Raw genomic sequence first — 24948 nt, forward strand, 5'->3', positions numbered from 1 at the left:
ATGACGCTAGTACTCGGCTTGTCCGCGTGCAGTGTGCTTCCCAAAGCAGCTCCAATGGTCACCTACAAATTGCCCGACTATCACATCGCCCAGGCGGAGAGTACGCCGCGCGCCGTTCCGGGACCCGGGGCGCTGCGCGTCTACGCCCCTGAGAGTAGTCGCGTCCTGGATTCGGAGCGGCTGTTCATTGCGCAGCCCGATGGTCGCTTGTCGGCTTGGCAAGGAGTGCGTTGGGCCGACCCCGCACCGGTGCTGCTGCGTGACCGAATCGTCGAAGCCTTCATGCGCGATGGGCGGTCGACTTCCGTGATTACCGATAGCACCCCAATGAGCGCCGATATGGAGTTGCGCAGTACGCTGCGGGCGTTCCAGCTCGAATACCGCGGCACTGAAGCGATCGCCGCGGTTCGGCTCGATGTGCAACTGGTCGATCCGGCCAAACGGACTGCTATTGCCAGTAGACGCTTCGAAGCAATCCAAGCCACAGGCAGCAAGCGAGAGGCCGATGTGGTGAGCGCGTTCGGTGTCGCCACGGATATATTGGCCGGGCAGATCGTTGAATGGGCAGTTCAGGTCGGGGCAGCGCGTTTGCGAGTTGCACCGGAATTGGCAAGCAACCATGCACCCACAGCGTCGTCGATAAGCACAGACTAGTCGTCTTAACGGAGCACAGAAGCTAGGGCCAAAACGCTGCTCGACACCTTAACTCGGTACGACAGCCTACGGCCCCGATCCAATCCCAGGACCTCTTTGCCGTCCAACCTCCCATGACACACCGCCGCCGCGTACAGTCGCGGCGATCTGCTGCCCCAGTCGTGGCTCGATTATCGGCCGCCAAGGCACCAGACTGAATCCCATGCCGTCATCGAGCAGCGCATAGCGACCGCTGGCGAGCATGACCGAGCGCCGGTAGATGCCGGCTACGCGCTGCCCGTCTGTGACGTGCCGATGCTCCAATCCGCTATCGGCGGCAATGTGCTGGGCGGCCTGCGCCAGCTCCCGATTGCGCAGCGTTTCCAGCAGATTCCGGGAGAGAATCAGCCGCTGCCCGCGCCGCTGGGCCAGCCCCTGTTCTTCGAGGAAGTCGGCGCGCTGCTGCAAGGCTTGCCTAGCATCGCCGCCAAAGCCCAGGTCGCCCAGTCCCTTGCCGCCGCCGATCAACTGCTGATCCAGCCAGGTCGCGCCGATGACGCGGGCCTGCCGTTCAATCGGCAGATGCGATTTCAGTTCGACCGCCACGCCGCCCAGCCGCTGCGCGTCGTACTGGCGGCCACGCTCGGCCAAGTCGTCCGGCACCTTCCATAACCCCTCGGCCACGCGCTCCACGATGCCGGCCCGCCGTAGGGCTTCCAGCCGGCGGATATGGGCCGCCACAGCCTCTTGCGGGTCGCGGCCGGGCTTGGCTCGGCCTTGCTCGATCGCCAGGTGGTGATCGGTGCGGTACAGGCCATTGCTCGCCAGCGTGGCGATGTTCTTGTCGGCCGCCCGCACCTCGGCGGAACCGCGTACCTCCACCACCGCGCCGATGGGATAGTTCGCCAGCTCGTCGCGGGCGTCCAACGCGACGTAGTGGGCTTTGCCGTCCAACCCGTCGATGACCAGATAGCCGCGGTCGTGCAGCTCGTCGGCCAGACCCTTAGCAGCCACGCGACCGACGATAGTGCGGCCGTCGTCGCCCGGCTCGAACACCGCCAGCTCGCGAGGCTTGCCGCTCATGGCCCGCTGCATCGTTCGGATGATGTCGCCACGCTCGCCCAGGGCACGCAAGGTCTTCTCCGCGTCCGCATGGACGGCCCAGGTGCCGGGCTGCACCTCGTCGGCCAGGCCCAGGCGCTGCAAGTGTTGCAGGCGGCCGATCAGCAGCAGGCGCTGGCGTTGCAGCCGGGGTTCGTTGAAGCGTTCGATCTGCACCCGGCCATCCTCGCCGGCCTCGCGCTGCAACGTGCGGTCGAGGCTCGTCCACCGCTCTTGCTCCACCTCGCGCTGCAAGGTCTGCTGGATCTCCAGTTCGGTGCGCGGCCCCAGCCATTCCGTCGCCAGCTCGGCGGCGCGATGGCGGAAGCCGTGGGCGATGTAGTCGCCCGCGATGATGAGGTCTTTGCCGGTATCGTCGCGTCCGCGCACGATCAGGTGCGTGTGCGGGTTGTCGGTGTTCCAGTGATCGACCGCCACCCAATCCAGCCGCGTCCCCAGGTCGGCCTCCATCCGGTTCATCAGGTGCCGGGTGTAGGTGCGCAGGTCGTCCAGCTCCGCACTGTCTTCAGGTGAGACGATGAAGCGGAAATGATGTCGGTCGTCCTGGCAGCGTTCCTTGAAGGCATCGAGGTCGGCTTCGTCGGTCTGCGGCCCGTAGGCACGGCCCGGCTCGCCGTTCCGGCCGGCACCGTCGCGCTCGATGTAGCGCAGGTGCTTGGCGAGCGACTGCGGACTGGCGTTGCGCTGGTTGACCAGCAGCGTCTTGATGGTCACGCGCCGTGACATAGGGGTCAGCTTTGCGCCTGCGAAGCGCGCCGCCGTATGGCCGCGTCCAAGCCGTGAGCCGGGCCGCTGGCCGGCGTGCTGGCCGCTCCCGCCAGCGGTAGGACGGCGCACCGCCGACTTGCCGCCGCTGGCCTTGCCAGCCTGCTTGAGCACCTTGGAAACGAAGCTCTGGCCCTGGCCTTTGCCTCGGTTCTTCGGCGCGCCAGGGCGCACCCAGAAATCATGGTCGCCGCGGTCGGTCATGGCTGTGCTCCCTGCAAGCTCCGGCGTGTCCGAGCGTGCGAAGCACGCGGACATGCCTGCATCGGCGCGTGCCTCGCGCCCCACGCGGCACGGCGGCGAAGCCGCGCCGTGCCGCGCCACCCCCACGTGCAGACTGGCTTTGCGGGCGGCAGAGTGCCGAACCCTTTTGTCTTGCCTTCCGCCTTTGCCCCTCGCTGGCGCTCCGGGCAGCGGCGGCCCGGCGGCGCTGCTGCGCGAGCAGCCAGCGCGCCGGCGAACGCGGCGACGGCCGCAGGCCGGCAGCGTTCGAGGCAAGACGCCTGCACATGGGAAGGCGGCGCGAAGCGCGGCGCGGATGCGCTCGCACTGCACGCGCGATGACACGCGGAACACCACAGGATCGACACGCCTGATAGCACGATGATGCGCAGCGAATCGGCGGCGATCATGGGCGCTTCTCCAGCCAGACCGGGTGCGCGACGCCGATCACGGCGGATGCGGCAACCGGCCCGAAATACCGGCTGTCGAACGACGACGTGTTGGTCACGCTCAACAGGAAAAGCTCGCCGGGTTCAAGGCGGCGGCACTGCTGCCAGGATGGCAGCGGGCGGCCCCAGCGGTCGGCGAGCAGCGCGGCGGCCAAAGGCACGCCGTCGATGCGGACGATGCCGCCAGCGATGCACACCTCCTGCGGCGCGACGGCACCCACGCGCTTGAGCAACGGCACGCGCGCCGGCAGGTAGCCGCGCTGCGCGGCCAGCGCGGCGGCGTCTGGCGGCAGCGTGGTCAGCACGATGGAGCCGACGCGCGGCGCATCGGGTGGTGCGATGCGATACCAGCCCACCGGAACGCTGTCGGACGGGTTGTAGATCAGGCGCGGCATCGGATGCACGAAGGACGCCCAGGCGAGCGCAGCGAGGCCGCAGGCGGCGAAGCCCGCGAGCACGATGCGAGCGCGCAGGCGCGAGCGAGGACGCGGTGCCTTTCCAGTGGTGTTGGCGCCAGTGGAAACGGCGGTCATGGCAGCACCCTCCCGGCTAACCAGGCGGCGTGCCGCTCGGCGGTGTACTCGGGCAGCGGCAGGCGCGCGGCGAGCCGGTTGGCGAGCGTGCGCCAGTACGCAGGCGAGACGGCGATGGGCGCGATGCCCAGCGCCTCGATGGCGTCGATGCGTTCCAGCACGGCGCGCACTTGCCCGTCGCCCTCGGCGTGCAGCAGCAGGCGCGCGCCCGGCTGTACGCCGGGGATGCGCTGCGCCGCGTCCAGCGGCGTGCAGGCTTGCATCACCATGAGCTGCCAGCGCACGGTGCCGTAGTCGTTGGCCTGCCAGCGGATGCGGCAGAACACCGCGCCCGGCAGGAACACCGCGCTGCGCCGCCAGCGGTCGAGCTGGTGCGTGCGCGCGGGTTCGCCGAAGCGCAGGTAGAGCTTGAAACGGGCCTCGATGTAGGCCAGCGCCACGCGCGTCAGCGGCGCGCTGGCTGGCTGGCCGGAAGGTGCGATGAATGATGGCTGTGGCGCAGCCGTGGCCGTGGCCGCGACAGCGGCAGGCGCGGCGGCTAGTGCAGTGGATGCAGTCATGGTGTGTTCTCCCTGCGGTTCTCGGGAAACTCCCGTTCCAGCAGGCCGCGCAGCAGGTCGGCCACGGTCACGCCTTGCGTGAAGGCAGAGACCTTGATGCGCGCCCGCATGGCGGGCGTGATGTCGAGGGTGAGGCGGGCCGTGTAGAGGTCGCCCTTGCCCAGCGCGTCGGCGTCGCCCTGGCGAATCCACGCCTCGGCGTGCGGATTCGCAGGTGGACGCGCGCCGATGCCGACGCGCTTTGCTGCGCGCTTGCTGTTCGGTGGTGGCTTCGCGGTCATGTCGTCCACCGCAGCAGTTCGTCCACGAGCGCGGTGATTTCGCGCGCGGCGGCGCTGTCCGGCGCCGTCTCGCGTGCAAGCCGGCCAGCGGCCACGCTGTCGGCGAACACGATGCGCTGATGCACTTCCGCGCGCAGCGCAGGAAGCGGCTGATCGGCGAGCGCCTGGCGCGCTTCGCGCCCGATCACGGTGGTACTGACACGCCGGTTGATGACGAAGGCCGCGCGCAGCGCAGGCCGAAAGACTTGCGCCTCGCGGATCAGCGCCACCATCTCGGCGCTGGCCCACAGGTCGTAGGGGCTGGGCTGCACCGGGATCAGCACGCGCTCGGCCGCCAGCAGCGCGGAGCGCGCCAAGGCGGCGATGCGCGGCGGGCCGTCGATGACAACGTGATCGGCGCGGCGTGCCAGCTCCGGGGCTTCCTGATGCAGCGTTTCGCGTGCGAGGCCCACGGCGCTGAAAAGCCGTGGCAAGCCTTGCTGGCTTCTGCGCTGTGTCCAGTCGAGCGATGACCCCTGCGGGTCGGCGTCCAGCAGCACGACGTGCTGGCCGCGCATTGTCAGTTCGCCGGCAATGTGGGTGGCGAGCGTGGTCTTGCCCACGCCGCCTTTCTGGTTGAGCAGCGCGACGATCATGGCCTGGCCCTTCGTGTTGGAAAGCCTGGCTGTTCCTGCTGCGTTGGTGGCCGCGTGGCGGTTGTCCACCGCAGCGGCGTTTCCCTACTACAAGTTAGAGAAATTAAGTTAGGGAAGTTAGAGGGCGCGCAAACCCAGTGCTGGCGCGGGTTTGCGGCCGATTGGCACGCCTGATAGCACGATAGTCCCACGCCTGATAGCACGATACCCCGCACGCCTGATAGCACGACACTATTCACAGGCTCTCCCGGAGTTATCCCCGTGCCGTATGCGGCACGGGCCGGAAGGTCAGCAGCTCGGCGCCGCTGTCCGGCATCCGCTCGATGCCCAGGACGTAGCCGGGCAGCGACTGCCGCGCGACGAGCGCGCGCAAGTCGCAGGCGAAGTCGTAGGGCTTGGCGGTGCTGCCGGATTTCTGGTGCAGGTAGCGGAAGTCGAATTGCCAGCCGTATGCCTGCTTGCCGCCGTGCTTGCGCACCAGGCGGTACAGCCACCGCTCGATGCCGCCGGTCAGCCGGAAATACGCCGGGTCGATGGTCAGCACCAGGGCCGCATTCAGCACGCCCGTATAGAACCAGTCCGGCAAGATCAGCTCGATGCCCAACGGCGTGCCGCTGGCATCGGCCAGTTCCTTCCATTCGTTGATCCACGAGAAACGGTGCAAACGCCGCCCGGTTGTCTCGCGGATGGACGTGGCCACCGTGGTCGATTGCAGGCGATCCAAGGCCGCTTTGAGGCGCTGGTAGTCGCGCAGCGACTTGCCGCGCCCGACGAAGCGCAGGATCTCGTAGGGCGTCGCGCGGATCAGCCGTGATGGCCGCAGGCCCGCATCCTTCGCCTCCACGATCTGCGAGGCCGCCCAAATCAGCACGTCGGCATCCCAAATCGTGGCGATGCCATGCTCCTGCGTGCCTTCCACGCGGATCGTGACGTTGCCCGCCCGGAAGTCGATGGGCTTGACCCGCTTGGACTTGGCGAGCGAGAAGAACGGATAGGCCATCAAGTCCTGGCTGTCGCGCGGTGCCATGTCGCCCGGCAAGGCGCGGAACAGGTCGAGCTGTTCGCGTTCTTGCGGGGGCCGCTGCCGGAATGGCAGCGCGGAGATGGACATGGCTGTGGCCTGGCGCGCGCCAGCGATCAGCGCGCACGGCTGTCCGCCGAGTGGTGCTCGGCGTACTCGGGATCGGAAGTCGTCTCGAAGCTGCGGTCGGCCGCCCAGGCGTCGAGGTCGGCCACGGCGTACATGACGCGCCGGCCGAACTTGCGAAAGCGCGGGCCGCCGCCGATCACGCGCTGCTTTTCCAGCGTGCGCGGCGACAAGCGCAGGTACTCGGCGGCTTCGTCGTTGGTGAGGTAACGCTGCGGCTGCGCGGCAGCGGTCGAGACAGTGGCGGCAGGCCGCAAGGGAGCTGGTCGCATGGGATGAACCTCCATCAAGCCCGGCCACACCACGCAGCCGGATGAAGGCACTTTCAAGAAAGCGAGGCTTCTTGCTAAGGGACGAATTGCAGGGGCTGCGAAACGTCCCCCCTACTGCAACGGCAGTGGCGGAAGCTGTGCCAGGCGGCGATAGCCGCCGCGCATCAGCGCATCGCCACGGCGCACCAGCCGACGCACGCGGGCGCGCAAGGCGCCGTCCTTGTGCCAGTCGCCCGCGACGGTATCGGCGCCGAACAGCCCTTCGGCCACTTCGCGCAAGGACGCGCCCGCCAGGGTCGCGTCGAGCGCCTGCAAGGTGTGCAGCTCCAGCAGTGCGGCAGGCGTGGGCCGCGAACGGGCCGCCGCCGCAGGCGCGGCAACCGTGGCGGCAGCCAGGGCGTCGAGTTCCGCCGCGAGCGTGCGATAGCGCGTGCAGGGCGTGGCGCAGGCACGAGTGGCGTAGAGGTAGGCCACACCGTCCTCCAGGCCCGGCGCGAGCGCGAGCCGCAGGCAGCAGCCGGGCCAATGCGCCACCAGCACCAGGCGCTTGCCATCGTGGATCAGTTGCTTGCGGCCAGGAACGCGCCAGAACTCGAAGGCATGGGCTTCGGGTGGCGGGTCGGCGTCGGGATAGAGCTGCACCACGGCATCGTGGTCAGGGAACCAGGCCGGATGCGCTTCGCGCGCATCCAGGGCTGGGTTTTCCAACAGGCGCAGGCTCCAAGCCTGCGCCGCGTCCGGTCGGCGGCGACGGCGCAGCCAGTCGCGGCGGTAGTCGGGATTCCTGCGCAGGTATTCCCAGGCCAGCGCGGGGCCATCGAGGTGCAGGACGTAGAGATAGGCGGCTGTCGGATACCAGTGGTCGGCGCTGCGATCAGTCATGGCGAAAGCTCCCTGTGCTTGGGATGCGTCGCCACGATTTCCGCGATGCGGGAGCTATCGAAATGCCATCAGGTCATCATCAAAAACGGTTAAGCTGTAACTGTCGGTGTCAAGACCGTTTGGCTCCGGCGTGTTGGGGAAATCGTCTGAATGCGACGGCTGCGCCACCCGGAAATGGTGCGCGGCACCGGATACCGTGCCGCAGCCCGCGCCAAAGATCAGGACTGTTTGCATCAGACTGGCATCGCTTCGGTGCATCAATGCCGATTCAGACCTACCCGGTCTTGACCAAGACTGAAATAGTCACAGTGCGCCCCGGCTGGCCGGGCCGCGCTGGCGTTCATCAGTCCGTGATCGCGTCGTTCTCCTGCGCCAGCCGGACGTACTCCGACAGCGGGCGCACCGCCTGGAAATACCGATCCCGCTGCAACGGCAGCTTGCGCGGCCCGACGATGCCGGCCAGGTCGGACAGCCTGACCGTCCCCAGCGAGGGCATGCCGATGCCGAGGTCGATCAGGCCATAGGCCGTATCGCCATCGGCGGGGTCGAGCGACACCAGCAGCCAGGTCACATGCGCGTCAGGGGTGAACAGGCGCACCACCGGCAGCGGGTCGAGGCGCTGACCAGCGGCGAGCGCCGCGCCGTGGGCCAGCAGCCGGGCGCGTTCATCAGCGGTGACAAGCGGCAAGGTCATGGGCAGAACCCCCACGGAACCGTGCATGCGTGTGGAAGCACGGATGCACAAGCCATCGCATCCGTAGAAGAACGGAAGCGCGGAAGCGCAATTGCAGGAAGCCGGAAAGACACGGATGCGATTCCCCGGTTCTGTGGAAATCCGTAAATGCGGATTTCCGTAAAAGCACGGAACAGCGATTTTTTGGCAATGAGTTAAAGATAACGTGGTTTTAATTGTCCTGCGATTTGACGCTTCTGTCCATGCAGAAGCGCTCCGTCCAACCTGGCCGCCCGGCCGGTGCCACCACCTTCGATGCCGAACTGGCGCAAGCCTTCGGCGCGGCGGTGCGCGCGCTACGGACGGAACGAGGGATCGCGCAGGAATCGCTGGCACACCTGGCCGGCATCGAGCGTTCGCACATGGGCAAGGTCGAGCGCGGCGAACACATGCCCACGCTGGCGCTTATCTTCAAGATCGCCAGCGCGCTCGAATGCAGCACGGCGGTGCTGATGAGCGAGGCTGAAAGCCAGCTCGCAGCAGCAGCGGCCCAGCCGTAGGCGCCGGCCCGGCCGATCCGGCGCAGGCCGGTTCGGCGGCGCTCAAGGGGTGCCAAGCGCAGCGCGGCGGGGATAGCCCGCAGGGCTTTCCCCTGGAGGCAAGCAAAGCGCGCAGCGCCGCAGGCGCGAAGGCGTGAGGGATTGAAGCCGAATGGCCGTGACGACAACGACGGCACGGGGCGCAGCCCGAAAGCCCGGCGGCGCATCGCGCCGACACGCCATGCCCTGACCGACGGCACCAACGCAGCTTCCGCGTATGGAAACGCAACCTGCTATGGATTGCTGCTTGCCGCTGCCAGGTTTGGGGCGAAGAAACAGCGCAGCGCCCCGCCGTGTGGCGGGGCGCTGCGGGCGGCGGTCACGCCGCCTGGGGCTTGCTGCGCGACCAGATCAGGTCGTGCGTGCCGTCCTCGCTTTCGATCAGGCGGGCATAGACCGTGGCTGGGAACGATGGATCGTCGAGGGTCACGGAGATGTACTCCCGCCCGGCCTCGCTGGTCTTCTTCCACGCCGCGCCGATGTCGTGGCTGGCCGCCTGCAAGCGGAAGTCAGGGGCTTTCTCGTTGTCCCCCTTGTCGTTGGGAACCAGCTTGGCCTTGACGTTGAGCGTCAGGGTGCGAAGCGTGCCGGTGAAGCCGTCTTTTTCTGCGGTGAAGGTGCCGATGTTGGCCATGATGTTTTCCTTTCGGTTGAACAAGGTTCGCGCCCATCGCGTCCTTGTTGTGATCCGGCCGGCGGGGGACGGGCTGGCTGCACCGCTTGCGGTCGAAACGCAGTGGAGAGCCGGGAGGCGAAAAGAATTTGCTGCGCGAGGAAGCCGCGCAGCGGCGGGGAAATTGTTTTCGAAGGACGGTTGCAGCCATGAAGCCCGAGGCGCAGCCGCGCCACCGCCAGGATTCACAACGAGACAAGGACGCCTTGGGCCGAACCGCTCCGAAAGGTGATGGGGCCGGCTCGGCATCCCCGCATGAAGGCTGCACCGGCTCGCCCGCTGACGCGGGCCAGGTCAACCCCCCGACGACACGCGAGAACGCCCCTGCCGCACCTTGCGGTGCCGGTCTTGAGGCGTGGCGTGGAAGCTCCATAGCGATGCCGGAAAGGCATACCGTGAACTGGCGTGAACCGTCCTTCGTGACGTGATGGGTACGAACCGCCAGCGTTGAGGACGGCCTGCATTTGCACAACCTGCCGCAGCAAGCGCCAGCGTGTTCGCCAGTGCCGCGCCCATCGCGGTGGGGCGCTGGCCGGGCCGATCCGGCGTAGGCCGGTTCGGCGGTATCAAGGGGTGCCAAGCATCGCGCGGCGGGGATAGCCCGCAGGGCTTTCCCCTGGAGGCAAGCGCAGCGCGCAGCGCCGCAGGCGCGAAGACGTGAGGGATTGAAGCCGAATGGCCGTGACAGCGAAGTCGGCACGGGGCGAAGCCCGCAAAGCCCGGCGGCGCATCGCGCCGACACGCCCAGGCCGTTCTATGCTCTCAGGAAGAAAACCAAGACCAGTCCATGACCCTCCAGCTCCGACACGAAACCCCGGACGACGTTGCCGCCATCGAGGCAGTCACGGTGGCCGCCTTCGCCGATGCACCACATACCAGCCACACCGAGCAATTCATCGTGCGGGCCTTGCGAGCCGCCGGCGAACTGACGCTTTCCATCGTGGCCGAAGAACATGGCCAGGTCGTCGGCCACGTCGCGCTGTCGCCGGTGACGATCACCGATGACCACGGGCGAGAGGCCCAAGGCTGGTACGGCCTGGGGCCAATCTCCGTCCTGCCGCCAAGGCAGGGAAACGGCATCGGTTCGCGCCTGATGGAACAGGCGCTGTCCGAACTGCGAGCCATGCAGGCCGCAGGCTGCGTGCTGCTGGGAGATCCCGCGTATTACGCGCGCTTTGGTTTTGAGGCCCATGCGGGTCTGCAACTGCCGGGCGTACCGCCCGGCTACTTCATGGCGCTGGCTCTGCACGGGCCAGTGCCGGAAGGCGTCGCGCACTACAGCGATGCCTTCAACGCCGCCGCCTGAGCGAGCGCGAAGGCGGCGGCGTTCTGATTCGGCTGTTGGCCTTGAACACCGGGCCCAGGACGGAACGGCCTGGGCGCGGTGCTGTTCGGGTTATTTCTTCGTCTCGATGAGCCACCATACGGCACGCGGCAAGGCGCGGCCCGTGATGGGGTGAATGTCGGTCAGGTCGGCACGGGCTAACCAGCCCGAGGGCGGGCGGTAGCCGCGCACGTCGCCGTCGCCGTGCCAGCGGCGGGCGCGTACCGCGCCGGGGGCGTAGATCGCCGCCATGCGTAGGCGGCTGGTGGTGGTGTGGGTCATGGGGCGTTCTCCTTCAAGCGAAGCGCCCCGGTTCAAGGCCGGGGCGCTTGCCATCGGCGCAGGTCAAGCGGCCAGCGCCACGGCGGGTTCATCCGCCAGTGCCTCGGCATCCTCCGGGGCGTCATCCTGCGCCTGCGGTTCTGCCTGCGTGGCTTCCTGCGTGCCTTCGGTGGCGAAGATGGCGGGCATCCATCCGGTTCCATCCGCCAGCCGCTCGGCTTCGCTGGCAATGTCGGCCTTCTTCAACTTCGCCAGCCGGGTGACGTGCGACGGTGCGAACTGCTCAACGGCTTCCAGAATCGCGGCCTTCGGCACATGCCGGAAATAACCTTCATTGGATGGCTTCCACCACGCGGCCATGTCCAGCCCCACGGCCTGCGCCAGTTCTTCGCCCGGCTGCTGCCGCGTGGTGCGGGGTGTCACCACGTCCACCGTGACGGCCACGCATACCGCCAGCAGCCGCACCAGTTCGTCTTGCGACTTCGCCAGCAGCGCGGCGAACAGTTCGGCGCTGTCCTCGGGCAAGGCTTCGCCCGCCACCTGTTGCAGTTCGCGCAGCGCCACGGCGGCGGGCGATTCCGGCCAGTCCGGGGCCATGCCTTCCAGCCGGTCTTGCACTTTCAGGCTCACGCCCAGCGGCAGATCGTGGCCGTAGTGGCTTTCCTGCAAAACGGTCTGCACCATGCCATGCACCAGCGCGGCCAGCGCCACTTGCGGATGCCGTGCCACTTCGATTTGCAGCGCGGCGGTGCGATGGGCGCTCAACCGTTGCGCCAGCCGGTCGGACATGGCGGCGGTCTTGGGCTGCCCTTCGCTGTCTCCGTCTTCGCCTTCGTCGTCGTTCACGGCATCCTCGCCGCTGAAACCTTGGCGCAGGCGTTCCAGCGTGCGCAGCGCCTTGGCCTCGGCCTCGCGCAGCAGGCCGCAATGGATGACGGCCTGCCCGTTGCGGTCGATGGTGACGATGGCACCGGCTGCGGCCTTCACGGTCGGGCTGTAGTCCTGCAAGCCATCTTCCAGCGCCTGCAACTGCTCGCCCACGGCTTCGCCTTCTTCCTGCAAGGCATCGGCCTTTTCCTCGTCGTCGACGTCCAGCGCGTCATCCACGGCTGCGGCCAGTTCCTGCATCTTGGCTTGCAGCTTTTCGATGCGCTGCGCTTCGCGCTTGGTCGGTTCGCGCCGCTCCCTCGGCGCACGCTGGAAGGCGTGCAGGTCGGCATGGGTCACGCCCGGCGTGGCATCCACCCATGCCCAGCCTTCGGCCTTCACTTCGGCGGCGATGCCCGCCAGCCGGTCTTGCGCCAGCCTGTCCAGCAACGCAGCATCGGTCAGGTACACGCCCGCGTCACCTTCGGCGAACAGGTCACGGCGCACGCCACCGCCTGCGGCCTCGTAGGTGTCCAGCCCGACGAAGCGCACCAGCGGATGCCGGTAGGCGTCGATTTCCCTTTCGGTGAGGCGGTCGCGCAGCGCGGACGGCTGGCGTTGCCATGTTGGCGCATCGTAGAAGGCGACTTCCTGCGCGGTGTGGTCGTCGGTGATGGCCAGGGCCATCAACTGGTCAAGGCTCACGGCTTCGGCGCGGTAGTCGGCCAGCAGGCGGGGCGATACGTTCGCCAGCTTCAAGCGGCGCTGCACCACCAGCGGGGACACGCTGAAATCCGCTGCAATGTCCTCGATGGGTCGGCCTTCGGCCACCAGCGCGGCGAATGCCTCGAACTGGTCTGCCGGGTGCATCGCTTCGCGCTGCACGTTCTCGGTGAGGCTGGCCGTGCGGGCGGTGCCATCGGCCACCAGCAGGCAAGGCACCTCCCATTCCTTGCTGATGCGGTGCTTCTTCGCCAGCAGCTTCAACGCGGCCAGCCTGCGGCCACCGGCCACGACTTCGTAGTGCTCGCCATCGGCGGATGCAATCACGATCAGGTTTTGCAGCAGGCCCACGCGCTGGATGCTCGCGGCCAATTCGGGGATGGACATGCGCGGGGTCTTGCGCACGTTGCGGCCCGTGGGGCGCAGCACCAGCCGCGACAGCGGAACCAGAATCAGGTTCTTGGTCGGGTCGGCGGCTTCCAGCGGGACAGCGGCGGCGGTGTTGACGGCGCGGGCTTCGGTGTAGGTGATGGCGTTCATGGTGGTTCTCCAATCAAGTGAAACAAGGGAATGGAGGGGAAACCGCCCCTCCGGCGGGTGAAACATCGGAAGGGGTCAGGCTTTCAACTGGCGCAGGCCATCGGCCAGCATCCAGAGGGCGCGGTTCAGGCGCACATCGGAATCAATGCCCTGCACCGGGCGGGTTTGCTGGCGGCGTCCGTTGGCGCTGCGGCCATGCAATCCGCCTTTGGTCAGGTTTTCTTGCGTGCGGTTGAACACGCTCCACAAGTCCGGGCGGCGGTCGTCGAACCGGCGCGGCATCAGGATTTGCGATTCGGTGATGGGCGCGGGCTTGTTGTCGGTGGGGTCGTACTTGAGGGCCAGCGCGGCGCGGGCGAACACTTCGGCCTCGCCTTCGTCCAGCGTGATTGCGCGCATGGCATCGCGGGAATCCTTCACCCGGTCGAAGCCGCGCAAAACTTCGTAAGCGCCTTCGATGACGTGCCCGGAAACGTCGCCCTTGTGGGGCACGCGCACATCGGCCACGGTGTCGCCGCACACAAGGCCATTGCTGCACACGAACCGGAACATCCCGGCCAGCATCTGATAGCTGCTCGTGCCATCGTGCGAGTTCAGCAGCACGATTTCATTGGCCTCCGCGCCGTTGATCTGGCTGGCGTGGCGCAGGCGAATCATGTGCTTGGTGTGCTCGCGCTTGCCTTCGTCGCGCACGCGGGTTTGCGTCACCATGAAGGGTTGAAACCCCTCTTTGCGAAGCTCGGTCAGCACGGCAGCGGTGGGGATGTAGGCGTACCGCTGCGAACGGCTTTCATGCGGCGCGTCCGCGAAGATGGACGGCGCTACGCGGTGAATCTGGTCATCGGACAGCGGGTAGTCGCTGCGCAGCGAGGGGGAACGGGAAGCGAATCGGGATGCGAGTTGCATTTCATTTCTCCTGACAAAGAAAAAAGGGTTTGCTGTTCACACCGCACACCGGATTCCTAGATTCGGAGCCCAGCCTTTCGGCTGTTTGGTGCGGTCGGCGAGAGGAACCCGGTTGGCCCTGTTGCCACCGTCTTTCCTGAGTTCATCGCCCGCGACGGTCAGGAGCGCGCGAACGTGTGCCGTCAAGGAGGCAAGCGCAGGGTTGGTGCGGCCCGCAGGCGCAGCCGAGGACACGGCCCTGCGCGCCTTGACGGCACACGGGCGCGGGCTACAGTCGCGGACAAGGTGATGAAGTCAGGGGAGACGGCTGGACATGGCAACGGCCTTCCCCTTGCGCTGACCGCACGGCAAGCGAAGCGCGCAGGCCCGAAGCTGGAAGCCGGGCCGGAGGCGTCAGCCGAGCGGAGCGAGGGAACGATGGAAGCCCGACAGGGGCGAAACCCCGAAGGGGGTTTGATGCGCTACGCGCACGACAGCGCGACCGGCCATCTCCCAGGTGGCCGGGGACGCCCAGCCTTCAAGGTTCGATGAGCACCAAGCGCACTACGCCCCACACATCGGGAAGCGGGTTCTGCTGTGGCTGCGGATTTCTGGCCGATCCGGCGCAGCCGGTTCGGCGGTCTTTAGGGGTGCCAAGCCTCGCGCGGCGGGGATAGCCCGCAGGGCTTTCCCCTGGAGGCAAGCGCAGCGCGCAGCGCCCCGGAAGGGGCGCGAAGGCATCAGGCCGAGTCGTCAGGGCGCAGGCTGGATTGCGCAACCGGCATCCACGGCGCTGACGAATCGAGGTAGTAGCGCATACCGCGCGCATACAGCCCCGAAGGCTCGGTCGGGCGGTAGAACCCGTTGATGCAGCTACGGAACTGCACGCCGTATTCGTTGGTGTAGATCACCGCGTCACCGATCTTGAAGCGCAGCGGCTGGCCGTTCTCCGGCGCGAACGGCTTGAGCGCATCATGCTGCGCGGTGATTTCGATGATGTAGTCGTGATGGCTGCTCATGGCATTGATCTCCTGTGATGGTCGAAAAAGCGCAAGGAGCGCCTTGCGGCGCTCCAAGGGCGAAGTCAGACGACGATTCGCCCGGCCAGCCGCGCATCACGCGCATAGCCGCTTAGACGCTTCTCTGCCCGGAAAGACAGGTCGCGCTCGATCGGCAGGCCCAGCCCGCCGCGCACGCTCGCCAGCTCGTCCAAGCTGACCCAGCCGATTTCCGGCTCCCCCAGGCCCAGGTCGCAAAGACCAAAGGCGTGGTCGTGGTCGTCTGGATCAATCTCGGTCAGCAGCCAAGTCGCGCCGCCGTCCGGCGTGAACAGCTTGACCACTGGAGCCGGATCGAAGTCCGGGTTCTCCAGCGATGCGCGGCCGTTGGCCAGCAGCACGATGCGCTGCTCGGTAGTGATGAGTAGGTTGTTCATGGTGAACTCCTGAAAGGTTGCCGGGCGGAATTGCCCGACCCTTCCGGGGCACGGCGCAGCGCAAGCAGTCAGGGGTCAACGACGGCCGCCAGGACGCAAGCGCCATCGGCGCGCAGCCCTTGACGGCGAGAACGCCGTGGCACGATGAAGGGAACAGCAAGACCGCCTCCCTCACACCTCCACGCACCCCGGCTTTCGGCAAGTGCGCAGCACGCGCAGGCCCGCGAGGGCCGGAGTTGCGCCACCAGGCGCAGCAAAAAGGGGCCGAAGCCCCCAAGGTCAAATCAGGCCGCGTTCGGCGAAGGATGCCGTGCTGTTGCCCGCGACGATGACGTGATCCAGCACGCGCACGTCCACCAGCCTCAGCGCCTCATTGAGCCGCTGCGTCAGTACCTTGTCGGCCTGCGACGGCTCGGGATTGCCGCTCGGGTGGTTGTGCGAAATGATGACCGCCGCCGCGTTGTGCCGCAGCGCTTCCTTGACCAGCTCGCGCGGATACACCGATGCGCCGTCGATGGTGCCGCGGAACATCTCGGCGTATTCGATCAACCGATGGTGTGTATCGAGGAACAGCACCGCGAAGACTTCATGCTCGAAGCCGGCCAGCTTGGCGCACAGGTATTCCTTGACTGCCGCCGGCGATGTGAACGACGTACCGCGCTGCATCTTGCGCTCGATGGCCTGGCGCGCGGCGTCCAGAATCTGCTCGGCAGTCGCCAGCAGGTAGCGGCCCTGCGTGTCACGCACCATCAGCGAGGAATCGAACGAGGAAAAGGACAGTTGCGACATGATCGTGCTCCGGTTGCTCGGGCGGAATTGCCCGGAACCGTCGCCAGCACGGCGCAGCGCAAGCAGTCAGGGGTCGCAGACGGCCGCCAGGACGCAAGCGCGCATGGCGCGCGCCGCCCTTGACGGCGAGAACGCCGTGATACGGTGAAGGGAACAGCAAGACCGCCTACACCCCGCCCACTGCACACCCTCGGCTGTTGGGGCAAGCGGAGCGCGCAGGCCCGCCAGGGCCGGAGGCGTCAGTGATGGAAGCCCGCATGGGGCGAGACTCGCGCAGCGAGGCTCGATGCGCAGCACGACAGCGCGACGGCGGAACGCCGGGACGCCCGACTGCTGGGAACAGGACTACCCGCTATCGGTCTTGCGCTGCTCGATCTGCAACTGTGCCCGCTGCGTTGCCTGTTGCAACCGCTCCACCAGCACACCCCTTGGCGGCAAGGCGGTCAGGTACTCGGCGACGTGGATGCCCGACTTGTCCAGCTCCAGCAACTCGATCTGCTCGCGCTTCTTGCCGGTGCAAAGGATGATGCCCAGCGGCGAGGCTTCCTCCGGCTCCCGTTCGTGCTTGTCGAGCCAGCGAAGGTAAAGCTCCATCTGGCCCTTGTAGGCCGCCTTGAACTCGCCGACCTTCAACTCCACCGCCACCAGCCGCCGCAGCTTGCGGTTGTAGAAAAGCAGGTCGAGGTGGAAATCCTCGTCGTCAATCGGGATGCGCTTCTGCCGGGCCACGAAGCTGAAACCTGCGCCCAGCTCCAGCAGGAATGACTCCATTTCACGAATGATCGCAGCTTCGAGGTCGCTTTCCTGCCAAGTGTCACGCAGCCCCAGGAAGTCGAGAATGTACGGGTCGCGCATGACCAGCGCGGGCGACATGCGCTGCGCATCGCGCATCGTCGCCAGCTCCTGCGCGATCATCTCCCCTGGCTTCTGCGACAGCGCCGTGCGCTCGTACAGCATCGAGTCGATGCGCTCGCGCAGCGTTCGCACGCTCCAGCGTTCGGCGCTCGCCATCTGCGCGTAGTAGTCCCGCTGGAGCGGGTCTTTCAGCGGGATCAGGGCGATGAAATGCGTCCAGCTCAATTGTCGTATCAGTGATACGACAATTCGCTCGTCCGGGTAGGCGGCGGCGAACTGCACCATGCGGCGCAGGTTCTTGACCGCGAAACTGCCGCCGTACTCCTTGACCAACTGCGCCGCCAGGGTCAACACCACTTCCTCGCCGTAGTCGGCTCGCCGGCCCTCCAAGACCTGCGTGTGGATGCGCTGGCCGATGCGCCAATAGAGCATCGTCAACTCGCTATTCACCGCCGAGGCGGCGCGTTGCCGCGCCGCCTCGATCAGTGCCCGAATGTCGCCCAGCAGCGCCGAAGGCGCTGCGGGTGACGCTACGGATGCCTTGCGCTGGTTCATGCCGCCACTCCTTCGGCCTGCCGTGCGCCAGTGATGGCCTGGCGTCGGCTGGCCACCAGCTCGGCCGCATCGCGCACCGGCTTGTCCTCGGTGTGGACGTAGTGCATGAACATCGCCACGGTCTTGTGGCCCGTCAGCTTCATGCCTACCTTGGTCGGTACGCCCGAATTGGCAATGTCGGTCGTGGAGCGGTGGCGGATGCCGTGCGTGCCGACATGCGGGACGCCAGCGGCCTTGAGTACCCGGCACCAGCCGCCATAGTGCTCGCCGAAGGTCAGGTGCCGGGCCGGGTCGTTGGGAGACGGCAGGACATACGGGCAACCCTCCCGGCGCGGGGCCGTCGAAAGCAGCCGATGGGCTTCCGCGCTCATGGGCTTGGAAAGGCCGCCGGTCTTGCTGTCGGGCCACACGACGCGGCGATTTTCCAGGTCGATCCAGCTCCATTCGAGCGTGCAGATTTCAGAACGGCGGCCAGCGAACTCGAATTGCAGGCGGATCGCCAGCGGGATGACGTAGTTCTCCAGCCCTTCGGCCTCCAGCTTCTCCAGTTGGCGAAAGATCAGCGCCAGCTCGTCGTCAACGATGAGCCGGGTTTCCTCGCCGGGCGGGAACATCGGAACGTGGCGGCACGGGTTCGTGCCGTCCGGGCGGTAGCCCCACACTTCGGCCAGGTTGAACATCTTGCGCAGCACGCCAAAGGCGTTGTTCGCCTCGGCCGGCTTGTAGGCGAACTTTTCCATCAACGCGGCAATGTCGGGCCGCTTCACGTCCTGCACTTTCTTGCGCCCCAGCACCGGAACGATGCAGCGGTCAATGACGGCCTGGTAGCCGCGCTGCGTGGTGGGCTTGTTGCGCTTCTTGGAGTAGTCCTCCATGAACTTTTTGCACAGCGCCTCCATCGTGGGCGCCTTGCGCGCCTCGGCCTTGGCGCCGCCGGGGTCGCCACCCCGGCGAACCTCGGCCAGCCAGTCCTGCGCCATGACGCGCGCCTGCTCCACGGTCAGTTCCCCGTACAGCCCCAGCGAGGGCTTGCGGGGCTGACCGGCGTTCGTGCGGTACTGGAGCATGAACACCTTGCGGCCCGCTGGGGTAATCTTGCACAGGAAGCCGGGCACTACGGTATCCCGCAGTTCGACGTCCTTGGCCTGGGGTTGCGCCGCCTCTACGGCGGTCTTGGTGAGCTTGATCTTTGCCATGATGACTCCTTGGAACGACCCGGTTCCAAGAGCCACATAGGAGCGGCGCGAGGGGAAACCGGGTCAAGTTTCAGAAAGCACCGGCATATGATGGACGCGCCTAAGTTATTGATAAACCTGCTGTATCGAGCTTCGGCGTAGTCCAGCGAAGTACCGGGCTGGAGTCATCGTCAAACAAAAAACCGGCCAGCGCCATCAACCATCCCGACCATCGCGGCGGATAGGCCCAGCCGGGCGCCAGCAAGGCTGCCAGCAGCCATAGCAATTGGCCCGCAAGTCCCGCGACGATCAGCCGGTTGGGGACGCGGCGATAGCGCAGATCGGCGTGGATCAGCGCCAGAATCCAGCATGCGAACAACAGCCACCACAGCACTACCCCTGGATACAAGGCTGGACCTTCTGAAAAAACGGATACGACGATGGGCGCGCCCGATAGGCGCGGACTCCTTCAATCAAGTGATGCCATGTTGCGGGTACGCGCCGCGGCGGCCGGGAACACGCCGCCGCCACGGCGCGGACGGGTTGCGGCTCAGGTCGGAGGCGGGGTAGTGGTACCGGTCTTGGCGTTGTCCAGCTTGGTGCCAAGTTCCTCGAACATGCCCTTCAAGGACCCGGTAAACGCCCCCACCGCGACAATGAGGGCTACCGCCACCATTCCCGCGATCAGCCCGTACTCCAGGGCGGTGATGCCGTCTTCGTCATTCCAGAACTGCGCAAGTGTCGCTTTCATGTCGAGCTCCATGGGTCTCGATTAATGACTGGGGCCGCTCTTCAATGTTCTTCAAGAAGCAGAGCCCCCTAAAGCCTGGAACCGCCCGCGCGCCGCTGTGATTCCCGCGGCGCGCGTCCAGGGTCCAGCTAACCCGGCCCCGGCGTGGCTCCGGGCAATCTGTCCGTAGCCGCGCCAGGGGCCGATTCAATGATCGAGTCGATGCGCTGCGCCGTGCGCGCGCGAAAGCGTTCGGAAGCGCGCTGCAAGTGCCAGCGCATGAGGAACAAGGTGACGATCGAGAGCGCGAAAGCGATGTAAGGCAGCTTGGCGCCGCCGATATGCAGGCCGACGGCGTCGTTCTGTGTTGTGCAGATGACCGCGCCGGCTGCGGCGCCGGTGTAATGCATGCCGCAAACCGCGATGGCCATCAACACCGCCGCGCCGATGCGCTGGCGTTCATTCTGGGTATTGAAGGCAAGCCACAGGGCCGCGGTAGCCGCGATGACGGCGATCAGCACCGACAAGACAACCAGCGGCAGGTTCCAGAGCAATACCGCCGGCATGCGCGCCGCGCTCATGCCGACATAATGCATGGAGGCCACGCCAAACCCCGCGGCGCAGCCGCCGACCAGGCATCGCAGAAAGGTAAAGCGTTCACGGCCGACATACCAGAACGCCCAGCCGGAAAACCCTGCGGCAACCACGAAACTGAGTATCGTCAGGCCGACCTGGTAACCCACTTCGAATGGCAGGTTCTGCGCCAGCATGCCGATGAAATGCATGCTCCAGATACCCACGCCGCCCATCGCGACCGCGCCGATGACGATATAGCCGATGCGGATTTCGCCGTCCTGGGTTTCTGCCCGGATACCGGCCGCAGCCAGCAGGGCCACATACGAACCCAACGCGGCAATCAAGAACGAAAGCGCGACCAGACCGCCGTTGAAGGAAAGCGGAACGACATCGCCCGGGCTCATGGATGCCCCGCTTGTGGCGAGCCATGGCGGCAATACGCGGCCGCCAGGCAGTTGCAGCAATTCTTGCGGTAATCCCCAGCCATCTTCACCTCCGGGCGGGCCCACACATTTTGCGTATTTTTGATACGTATCTTTAGTTTATATATTGCCAAATCATACACATCAGGGTTTTCACTGAATTTCGCTATATTGCGACATAAGATGTGTAACGAACACTCCTAAGTTTTCGAAAACATTATTAAAACCTGCTGAACGGCGGTTATCTTGGCCTGAAAATAGTTTCCGCAACCCAAGAATATTTCGAAATAATATCAATGCGATGAGTCCGGGGAGGCGGAATTTGAAATTATTTGTCATTCTGCCGGTAATGCTGGCACCATATGCGCACCGGCAAATGCAACCTTTTCCTAACACTGTTGCAGGCCTTTTCCATCCGATACTCAACCGGGATCGGCTATCCGTTCAGAAACGCCAGCGGAAATGAGAGACGAAAAAGGCAAGAGACGCATGTTTCCGGCGAGTCCGCTTTGCCTCGCCCTCTTGTGCATGATGGCGGCCGGCTCTCAGGCCAGGGCGGAAGGCCCGCTACGCGGCAATCCGGTGGACGCCATGCCGCGGCTGGAGCGTCCGCCCTCGGCGACGCAACCCCCGCCCTACGTCCAGACGGCAACGCCGGAACAACTGGCCTTGCAGGCCCGGCTGGCTCAACGCATCGTGCCGCGCAATTTCGACGTCAGCGGCGTGCGCGCCATTCCATTCGAGGAAGTATCCGGACTGCTCAGCCCGCTCGCGGGCAAGGAAATCAGCCTGGGCGAACTGGTCCAGGAAGTCGACAAGATCACGCAGCTCTACCGCGACAAGGGCTTCCCGCTTTCCTTCGCGCTGCTGCAGAACCAGACCTTCGCCAACGGCCTGGTGGTGGTGACGGTGGTCGAGGGCTACATCGCCAACGTGCGGATCGAAGGCGACATCGGCAATGCGCAGGACCGGCTTGAAGCGCTGGCCGCGCCGATGCAGGAAGAACGGCCGCTCAAGCAGGCCACGCTGGAACGTCAGTTGAACCTGATGCGCACCGTGCCCGGCGTCAAATTCACGCCCAGCCTGGATTTGCCCCGCCGCGCGGACGGCGCGACCGAACTGGTGCTGGCGGCCAGCCGCCAGCCCGTCAGTCTGACGGGCGGCATCGCGGATCTGGGCACCGGCATGCAGCCCATCGTGAACCTGGCGACCAACAGCCTGACGCCCCTGGGCGAGCAAGTGAAGCTGACCGCCTCGGTGCCCTTCAATACCGATGACGTGAAGTACGTATCGGGCGAAATCCGGGTGCCGATTGGTGCGGACGGCCTGGCGATCAAGATCGACGGTTATCACTACGATGCCCGGCCCCAGGACGACGCAATCGAAATGCTGGGCTTCGAACGCCGTGTGAAGAACGACCGCATCGGCGTCGGCGTGAGCTATCCGTTCCTGTTGAACAACACCCGATCGCTGACTGGAACCCTGGGCGTATACGCGGCCAATTCGAAGGACCGGTACGAGGCCCGCAGTACCGACCGCTGGCTGCAGCAGGATGCGCAGGTGCGCGCGGCGACCGCCGAAATGCGCTACATCCAGGTGTCCGAGACCAAGGCCACCGACGTCACGCTGAGCGTGGCCAAGGGTTTTGACGCCGCCGGCGCGAAAAAGGATATATCGACCAACTACGGTTATTCCGCCACCCCGCTGCTGGACCTGGATTTCACCCGCTACAACCTGAACGCCAGGCAAACCTTCGTGCTGCCCGCCCAGATCGGCCTGGTTTTCTCGGGCGCGGCGCAATACTCCAGCAACATCCTGCCCTCTTCCGAACAGATCTCGTACGGCAGCTGGCGCTACGCCATGGGCTATCCGCAGGGCGAGCAAAGCGGCGACAAGGGCGTCGGCGTATCGGCGGAAATCAATCGCCGCTTCGGCGTGGGCTGGGAATACCTGTCCAGCGTGCAGCCCTATGCCTTGGTCGACTACGCGCGCACTTGGTACAACAACAAGGACCTGCAGACCCTGAACCAGCGGCACCTGTCTTCCGTGGCCCTGGGCTTGCGCTTTACCGACGACAAATACTATCTGTTCGATTTCAACGTGGCCAAGCCAGTGGGATCGGCCACCGTGAACGACAACCGCAACGTGCGCTTCAACGCCAACTATTCGCTGTTCTACGACGCGTTCTAGGCGCCCTGGACGACGCGCCCGGCAAGCAGATGAACGCCCGCTACGACGGGCGTTTTTTCTTGGGCGACGCCGCCGGCGTTACGTAACGTCCGACGTAACGTTACGTCGGATGGACGGCTTTCCGTAACATTCGCAGGCTCCTGGCGATCGTAAAAATGCGGATTTTCCAGATTTAAGGAAAACCCTTAATTTCCTGGATACCTTATTGATAACAAAGCGATTTAATTCATCAAGAATTACCGGAACTGGCGTTTTGAAGCGGGGCTGAAAAATCTTGGCATGGTTTATGCATGAGGAAGCGTATCGGGTTGTTTCGACGCCTGACTCTTCCAACCAAAGGAGCTCGCCATGCATACCCATTCCGACACGCGCCGCCTGCAACGCGCCCTGACCGCCACCGTCCTGGCCACCGCACTGGTGAGTGCCCTGGCCGCCTGCGGTGGCGGCGGCGGCGGCGGAAAGAAAACCGCGGGTCTGCCCGGAACGGACATTCCGACCAACCCTGGCGGTGGCGGCCTTGATCCCGGCGGCGGCCTCAATCCTGGCGGCGGCACCGACCCCGGTGGCGGCACCAACCCTGGCGGTGGCACCAATCCTGGTGGTGGCACCAATCCTGGCGGTGGCACCAACCCCGGCGGCGGCACCGATCCTGGCGGCGGCACCAACCCGCCGCGCGTGAGCGGCCTGCTCGAAACCACGCTGGGCAATACCGGCGCAGCGCTCGACAACACCCTGCCCCTCAATCTGGACACAACCTTGAGTGGCGTGGGCAAGGCGCTGGATCCCACGATCAAACCGGTAGCCGACACCGTCGTCAGCCTGACCCAGCAGATTGGCGCGACTACCGGTCTGGGGCAGCCGGCTGACGGCGTCGTCCGGCAGGTGGGAGGCCTGGTCAGCGACCTGGGCACCAACGTCAAGGGATCGGGACTGCCCGGCGGTTTGGGCGCCGGTGTGGGTGGCCTGGTGGACGGCCTGGGCAAGACCGTCGCCAGCACCGGCGGCCTGCTGAACGCGAACCCCAACAATCCGAATCCGCTGACGACCGTGCTGGGCAATGCCACCGGCGCGGTGGGCGCCTTGACCGGGGCGCTGTCGGGCCAGGGCGGCCTGCTGCAGCCCATCACCCAGGTGGTGGGCGGCGTGACCGGCGGCGTGCTTGGCGGCCCCACCACTCCGCTGCTCGAGCCTGCGCTCGGCAATGTCGGCAAGACGGTCGACAACGTGTTGCCACTGGGCCTGCAGCCCGTGCTGGCGGGCGTGGGCGGCGCGCTCGATCCCACCGCCAGTCCCTTGGCCGGCAAGGTCACGGGACTGACGCAGCAAGTGGGCGATGCGACCAGACTCGGTGCGCCGGTGGCCGGCCTGTTGACCAGCCTGGGCGGCACGGTCACCAATCTGGGCGGCGCGTTGCCGGGCGGCACGCCGGGCTTGAACGGCGTGCTGCAAGGACTGGGCGGCGCGGTCGCCAGCGCGGGCGGCCTGCTGCATGCCACGCCGGGCAACGCCAATCCGCTGGGTTCGACGCTGGCCAACGCCACGGGCGCGGTCGCCTCGCTCACCGGCGGTCTGGGCCTGGGCGGGGTGACAGGCGGCTTGACCGGCGGCGCAAACGGCACGGGCGGCCTGCTGGCGCCCGTGACGGGCCTGCTGGGCGGCGTGACCGGCGCCGTAGGCGGCGCGACAGGCGGCGCCAACGGCGGTCTGCTGGCTCCGGTGACGGGCCTGCTGGGCGGCGTGACGGGCGCCGTCGGCGGCACGGCGGGAGGCGCTGCTGGCGGCGGCTTGCTGGGCGGACTGGTCGGTGGATTGACGGGAGCTGGCGGCGCCGCGGCCGGAGCCGGCGCCTCGGCCGGCACGAACGGCGGCGGCCTGCTGGGCGGGCTGGTGGGTGGCGTGAATGTTGCGGCCGGCGCTGGCGCCGGGGCGGGCGCAGGCGCCCCTGCCGGCGCGCCCGCCGCTACGGGAGGATCGGGCGGCACGAGCGGCGGCGCCGCCAACGGCGGACTGCTCGGTGGCCTGCTGGGCGGGGTGACAGGCAGCCTGACGGGCGGCACGGCGGCGGGCGGATCTTCCGGCGGGACCGCCAACGGCGGCCTGCTGGGCGGACTGCTCGGCGGCCTGGCCGGCAAGAAGTGATCCATCGCAACCGCC

Annotated in this window: 27 protein-coding genes; 5 read left to right on the top strand and 22 right to left on the bottom strand. The window is 66.5% G+C overall.

The window, feature by feature from the left end:
- Positions 1-54 precede the first annotated feature (54 nt).
- The gene (locus tag ACM1PE_RS18225; RefSeq protein ID WP_003124411.1) at positions 55-654 is read left to right on the top strand and encodes an ABC-type transport auxiliary lipoprotein family protein; all 600 of its coding nucleotides are present in this window, start codon (positions 55-57) and stop codon (positions 652-654) included.
- Between the two features lie 66 nt (positions 655-720).
- On the opposite strand, the gene ACM1PE_RS18230 is transcribed toward ACM1PE_RS18225, so the two are convergent.
- The 10 genes from ACM1PE_RS18230 to ACM1PE_RS18275 form a co-directional block, all read right to left on the bottom strand.
- Positions 721-2724 carry a relaxase/mobilization nuclease domain-containing protein gene (locus ACM1PE_RS18230; RefSeq protein WP_000132148.1) on the bottom strand — a complete coding sequence of 668 codons (2004 nt, stop codon included), beginning with the start codon at positions 2722-2724 and terminating at the stop codon, positions 721-723.
- Positions 2725-3148: 424 nt separating this feature from the next.
- Positions 3149-3724: a S26 family signal peptidase gene (locus tag ACM1PE_RS18235; RefSeq protein ID WP_023101674.1), complete on the bottom strand. Its 576-nt coding sequence runs from the start codon at positions 3722-3724 to the stop codon at positions 3149-3151.
- Entirely contained in the window at positions 3721-4284 is a 564-nt protein-coding gene (locus tag ACM1PE_RS18240; protein ID WP_023101675.1) for a DUF2840 domain-containing protein, read from the bottom strand. Before ACM1PE_RS18240 ends, ACM1PE_RS18235 begins: the two co-directional genes overlap by 4 nt.
- Complete coding sequence (locus ACM1PE_RS18245) at positions 4281-4565, bottom strand: hypothetical protein (RefSeq protein WP_023101676.1); 285 nt, start codon at positions 4563-4565, stop codon at positions 4281-4283. Before ACM1PE_RS18245 ends, ACM1PE_RS18240 begins: the two co-directional genes overlap by 4 nt.
- Positions 4562-5200, bottom strand: a complete 639-nt coding sequence (gene parA, locus ACM1PE_RS18250) for a ParA family partition ATPase (protein WP_023101677.1) — start codon at positions 5198-5200, stop codon at positions 4562-4564. Before parA ends, ACM1PE_RS18245 begins: the two co-directional genes overlap by 4 nt.
- A 253-nt stretch (positions 5201-5453) precedes the next feature.
- Complete coding sequence (locus tag ACM1PE_RS18255; RefSeq protein ID WP_023101678.1) at positions 5454-6311, bottom strand: replication initiator protein A; 858 nt, start codon at positions 6309-6311, stop codon at positions 5454-5456.
- A gap of 26 nt (positions 6312-6337) precedes the next feature.
- Positions 6338-6619, bottom strand: a complete 282-nt coding sequence (locus tag ACM1PE_RS18260; protein WP_003107109.1) for a helix-turn-helix transcriptional regulator — start codon at positions 6617-6619, stop codon at positions 6338-6340.
- A 111-nt stretch (positions 6620-6730) separates the two neighbouring features.
- On the bottom strand, positions 6731-7501 hold the full coding sequence (locus tag ACM1PE_RS18265) for a DUF7011 domain-containing protein (RefSeq protein ID WP_023101679.1): 771 nt from the start codon (positions 7499-7501) through the stop codon (positions 6731-6733).
- Positions 7502-7555: 54 nt separating this feature from the next.
- On the bottom strand, positions 7556-7759 hold the full coding sequence (locus tag ACM1PE_RS18270) for a hypothetical protein (protein ID WP_033042063.1): 204 nt from the start codon (positions 7757-7759) through the stop codon (positions 7556-7558).
- Between the two features lie 85 nt (positions 7760-7844).
- Positions 7845-8195 (bottom strand): DUF2958 domain-containing protein, encoded by a 351-nt coding sequence (locus tag ACM1PE_RS18275; protein WP_023101680.1) that lies wholly within the window; start codon positions 8193-8195, stop codon positions 7845-7847.
- Between the two features lie 242 nt (positions 8196-8437).
- On the opposite strand from ACM1PE_RS18275, the gene ACM1PE_RS18280 reads away from it, so the two are divergent.
- A complete protein-coding gene (locus ACM1PE_RS18280) occupies positions 8438-8734 on the top strand; it encodes a helix-turn-helix domain-containing protein (RefSeq protein ID WP_023101681.1) in 297 nt (98 codons plus the stop codon).
- Positions 8735-9092: 358 nt separating this feature from the next.
- On the opposite strand, the gene ACM1PE_RS18285 is transcribed toward ACM1PE_RS18280, so the two are convergent.
- Positions 9093-9407 carry a DUF736 domain-containing protein gene (locus ACM1PE_RS18285; protein WP_023101682.1) on the bottom strand — a complete coding sequence of 105 codons (315 nt, stop codon included), beginning with the start codon at positions 9405-9407 and terminating at the stop codon, positions 9093-9095.
- A gap of 826 nt (positions 9408-10233) precedes the next feature.
- Here ACM1PE_RS18285 and ACM1PE_RS18290 point away from each other — a divergent pair.
- Positions 10234-10752 (top strand): GNAT family N-acetyltransferase, encoded by a 519-nt coding sequence (locus tag ACM1PE_RS18290; protein WP_023101683.1) that lies wholly within the window; start codon positions 10234-10236, stop codon positions 10750-10752.
- Between the two features lie 90 nt (positions 10753-10842).
- Here ACM1PE_RS18290 and ACM1PE_RS18295 read toward each other — a convergent pair whose 3' ends face one another.
- The 11 genes from ACM1PE_RS18295 to ACM1PE_RS18345 form a co-directional block, all read right to left on the bottom strand.
- Complete coding sequence (locus ACM1PE_RS18295) at positions 10843-11052, bottom strand: hypothetical protein (protein ID WP_023101684.1); 210 nt, start codon at positions 11050-11052, stop codon at positions 10843-10845.
- A 63-nt stretch (positions 11053-11115) separates the two neighbouring features.
- A complete protein-coding gene (locus tag ACM1PE_RS18300; protein ID WP_023101685.1) occupies positions 11116-13182 on the bottom strand; it encodes a ParB/RepB/Spo0J family partition protein in 2067 nt (688 codons plus the stop codon).
- Positions 13183-13257: 75 nt separating this feature from the next.
- Positions 13258-14088, bottom strand: a complete 831-nt coding sequence (locus ACM1PE_RS18305; protein WP_023101686.1) for a DUF932 domain-containing protein — start codon at positions 14086-14088, stop codon at positions 13258-13260.
- 719 nt (positions 14089-14807) lie between these two features.
- Positions 14808-15086 carry a hypothetical protein gene (locus ACM1PE_RS18310; protein WP_023123544.1) on the bottom strand — a complete coding sequence of 93 codons (279 nt, stop codon included), beginning with the start codon at positions 15084-15086 and terminating at the stop codon, positions 14808-14810.
- A gap of 65 nt (positions 15087-15151) precedes the next feature.
- Positions 15152-15502: a DUF2958 domain-containing protein gene (locus tag ACM1PE_RS18315; RefSeq protein ID WP_023101688.1), complete on the bottom strand. Its 351-nt coding sequence runs from the start codon at positions 15500-15502 to the stop codon at positions 15152-15154.
- Positions 15503-15781: 279 nt separating this feature from the next.
- Positions 15782-16291, bottom strand: coding sequence for a JAB domain-containing protein (locus ACM1PE_RS18320; RefSeq protein WP_023101689.1), 510 nt, complete (start codon positions 16289-16291; stop codon positions 15782-15784).
- A 345-nt stretch (positions 16292-16636) separates the two neighbouring features.
- Entirely contained in the window at positions 16637-17701 is a 1065-nt protein-coding gene (locus ACM1PE_RS18325) for a PDDEXK nuclease domain-containing protein (protein ID WP_023101690.1), read from the bottom strand.
- Positions 17698-18897, bottom strand: coding sequence for a tyrosine-type recombinase/integrase (locus ACM1PE_RS18330; RefSeq protein ID WP_023101691.1), 1200 nt, complete (start codon positions 18895-18897; stop codon positions 17698-17700). The genes ACM1PE_RS18325 and ACM1PE_RS18330 overlap by 4 nt, the downstream gene beginning before the upstream one ends.
- Positions 18898-18997: 100 nt before the next feature.
- The gene (locus ACM1PE_RS18335; protein WP_419340634.1) at positions 18998-19270 is read right to left on the bottom strand and encodes a hypothetical protein; all 273 of its coding nucleotides are present in this window, start codon (positions 19268-19270) and stop codon (positions 18998-19000) included.
- A 156-nt stretch (positions 19271-19426) separates the two neighbouring features.
- On the bottom strand, positions 19427-19627 hold the full coding sequence (locus tag ACM1PE_RS18340) for a Flp family type IVb pilin (RefSeq protein WP_054453678.1): 201 nt from the start codon (positions 19625-19627) through the stop codon (positions 19427-19429).
- 128 nt (positions 19628-19755) lie between these two features.
- Positions 19756-20586, bottom strand: coding sequence for an MHYT domain-containing protein (locus ACM1PE_RS18345; protein WP_059372243.1), 831 nt, complete (start codon positions 20584-20586; stop codon positions 19756-19758).
- A gap of 546 nt (positions 20587-21132) precedes the next feature.
- On the opposite strand from ACM1PE_RS18345, the gene ACM1PE_RS18350 reads away from it, so the two are divergent.
- On the top strand, positions 21133-22794 hold the full coding sequence (locus ACM1PE_RS18350; protein WP_419343848.1) for a ShlB/FhaC/HecB family hemolysin secretion/activation protein: 1662 nt from the start codon (positions 21133-21135) through the stop codon (positions 22792-22794).
- A gap of 348 nt (positions 22795-23142) precedes the next feature.
- Positions 23143-24933, top strand: coding sequence for a collagen-like triple helix repeat-containing protein (locus ACM1PE_RS18355; protein WP_419340635.1), 1791 nt, complete (start codon positions 23143-23145; stop codon positions 24931-24933).
- The last annotated feature ends 15 nt before the right edge of the window (positions 24934-24948 follow it).

Source organism: Achromobacter sp. PD1 (assembly GCF_048541815.1).
Classification (GTDB): Bacteria; Pseudomonadota; Gammaproteobacteria; order Burkholderiales; family Burkholderiaceae_B; genus Achromobacter; species Achromobacter bronchisepticus_A.

Excerpts from the sequence above, each read along its gene's own strand:
- ACM1PE_RS18290 (WP_023101683.1), top strand. The coding sequence starts at position 10,234 with ATGACCCTCCAGCTCCGACACGAAACCCCGGACGACGTTGCCGCCATC.
- ACM1PE_RS18325 (WP_023101690.1), bottom strand. The coding sequence starts at position 17,701 with ATGAACCAGCGCAAGGCATCCGTAGCGTCACCCGCAGCGCCTTCGGCG.
- ACM1PE_RS18280 (WP_023101681.1), top strand. The coding sequence starts at position 8,438 with ATGCAGAAGCGCTCCGTCCAACCTGGCCGCCCGGCCGGTGCCACCACC.
- ACM1PE_RS18345 (WP_059372243.1), bottom strand. The coding sequence starts at position 20,586 with ATGAGCCCGGGCGATGTCGTTCCGCTTTCCTTCAACGGCGGTCTGGTC.
- ACM1PE_RS18275 (WP_023101680.1), bottom strand. The coding sequence starts at position 8,195 with ATGACCTTGCCGCTTGTCACCGCTGATGAACGCGCCCGGCTGCTGGCC.
- ACM1PE_RS18260 (WP_003107109.1), bottom strand. The coding sequence starts at position 6,619 with ATGCGACCAGCTCCCTTGCGGCCTGCCGCCACTGTCTCGACCGCTGCC.
- ACM1PE_RS18350 (WP_419343848.1), top strand. The coding sequence starts at position 21,133 with ATGATGGCGGCCGGCTCTCAGGCCAGGGCGGAAGGCCCGCTACGCGGC.
- ACM1PE_RS18320 (WP_023101689.1), bottom strand. The coding sequence starts at position 16,291 with ATGTCGCAACTGTCCTTTTCCTCGTTCGATTCCTCGCTGATGGTGCGT.
- ACM1PE_RS18300 (WP_023101685.1), bottom strand. The coding sequence starts at position 13,182 with ATGAACGCCATCACCTACACCGAAGCCCGCGCCGTCAACACCGCCGCC.
- ACM1PE_RS18330 (WP_023101691.1), bottom strand. The coding sequence starts at position 18,897 with ATGGCAAAGATCAAGCTCACCAAGACCGCCGTAGAGGCGGCGCAACCC.
- ACM1PE_RS18305 (WP_023101686.1), bottom strand. The coding sequence starts at position 14,088 with ATGCAACTCGCATCCCGATTCGCTTCCCGTTCCCCCTCGCTGCGCAGC.
- ACM1PE_RS18295 (WP_023101684.1), bottom strand. The coding sequence starts at position 11,052 with ATGACCCACACCACCACCAGCCGCCTACGCATGGCGGCGATCTACGCC.
- ACM1PE_RS18265 (WP_023101679.1), bottom strand. The coding sequence starts at position 7,501 with ATGACTGATCGCAGCGCCGACCACTGGTATCCGACAGCCGCCTATCTC.
- ACM1PE_RS18245 (WP_023101676.1), bottom strand. The coding sequence starts at position 4,565 with ATGACCGCGAAGCCACCACCGAACAGCAAGCGCGCAGCAAAGCGCGTC.
- ACM1PE_RS18285 (WP_023101682.1), bottom strand. The coding sequence starts at position 9,407 with ATGGCCAACATCGGCACCTTCACCGCAGAAAAAGACGGCTTCACCGGC.
- ACM1PE_RS18355 (WP_419340635.1), top strand. The coding sequence starts at position 23,143 with ATGCATACCCATTCCGACACGCGCCGCCTGCAACGCGCCCTGACCGCC.
- ACM1PE_RS18235 (WP_023101674.1), bottom strand. The coding sequence starts at position 3,724 with ATGACCGCCGTTTCCACTGGCGCCAACACCACTGGAAAGGCACCGCGT.
- ACM1PE_RS18340 (WP_054453678.1), bottom strand. The coding sequence starts at position 19,627 with ATGAAAGCGACACTTGCGCAGTTCTGGAATGACGAAGACGGCATCACC.
- parA (WP_023101677.1), bottom strand. The coding sequence starts at position 5,200 with ATGATCGTCGCGCTGCTCAACCAGAAAGGCGGCGTGGGCAAGACCACG.
- ACM1PE_RS18315 (WP_023101688.1), bottom strand. The coding sequence starts at position 15,502 with ATGAACAACCTACTCATCACTACCGAGCAGCGCATCGTGCTGCTGGCC.
- ACM1PE_RS18240 (WP_023101675.1), bottom strand. The coding sequence starts at position 4,284 with ATGACTGCATCCACTGCACTAGCCGCCGCGCCTGCCGCTGTCGCGGCC.
- ACM1PE_RS18310 (WP_023123544.1), bottom strand. The coding sequence starts at position 15,086 with ATGAGCAGCCATCACGACTACATCATCGAAATCACCGCGCAGCATGAT.
- ACM1PE_RS18270 (WP_033042063.1), bottom strand. The coding sequence starts at position 7,759 with ATGCACCGAAGCGATGCCAGTCTGATGCAAACAGTCCTGATCTTTGGC.
- ACM1PE_RS18230 (WP_000132148.1), bottom strand. The coding sequence starts at position 2,724 with ATGACCGACCGCGGCGACCATGATTTCTGGGTGCGCCCTGGCGCGCCG.
- ACM1PE_RS18225 (WP_003124411.1), top strand. The coding sequence starts at position 55 with ATGGTCACCTACAAATTGCCCGACTATCACATCGCCCAGGCGGAGAGT.
- ACM1PE_RS18255 (WP_023101678.1), bottom strand. The coding sequence starts at position 6,311 with ATGTCCATCTCCGCGCTGCCATTCCGGCAGCGGCCCCCGCAAGAACGC.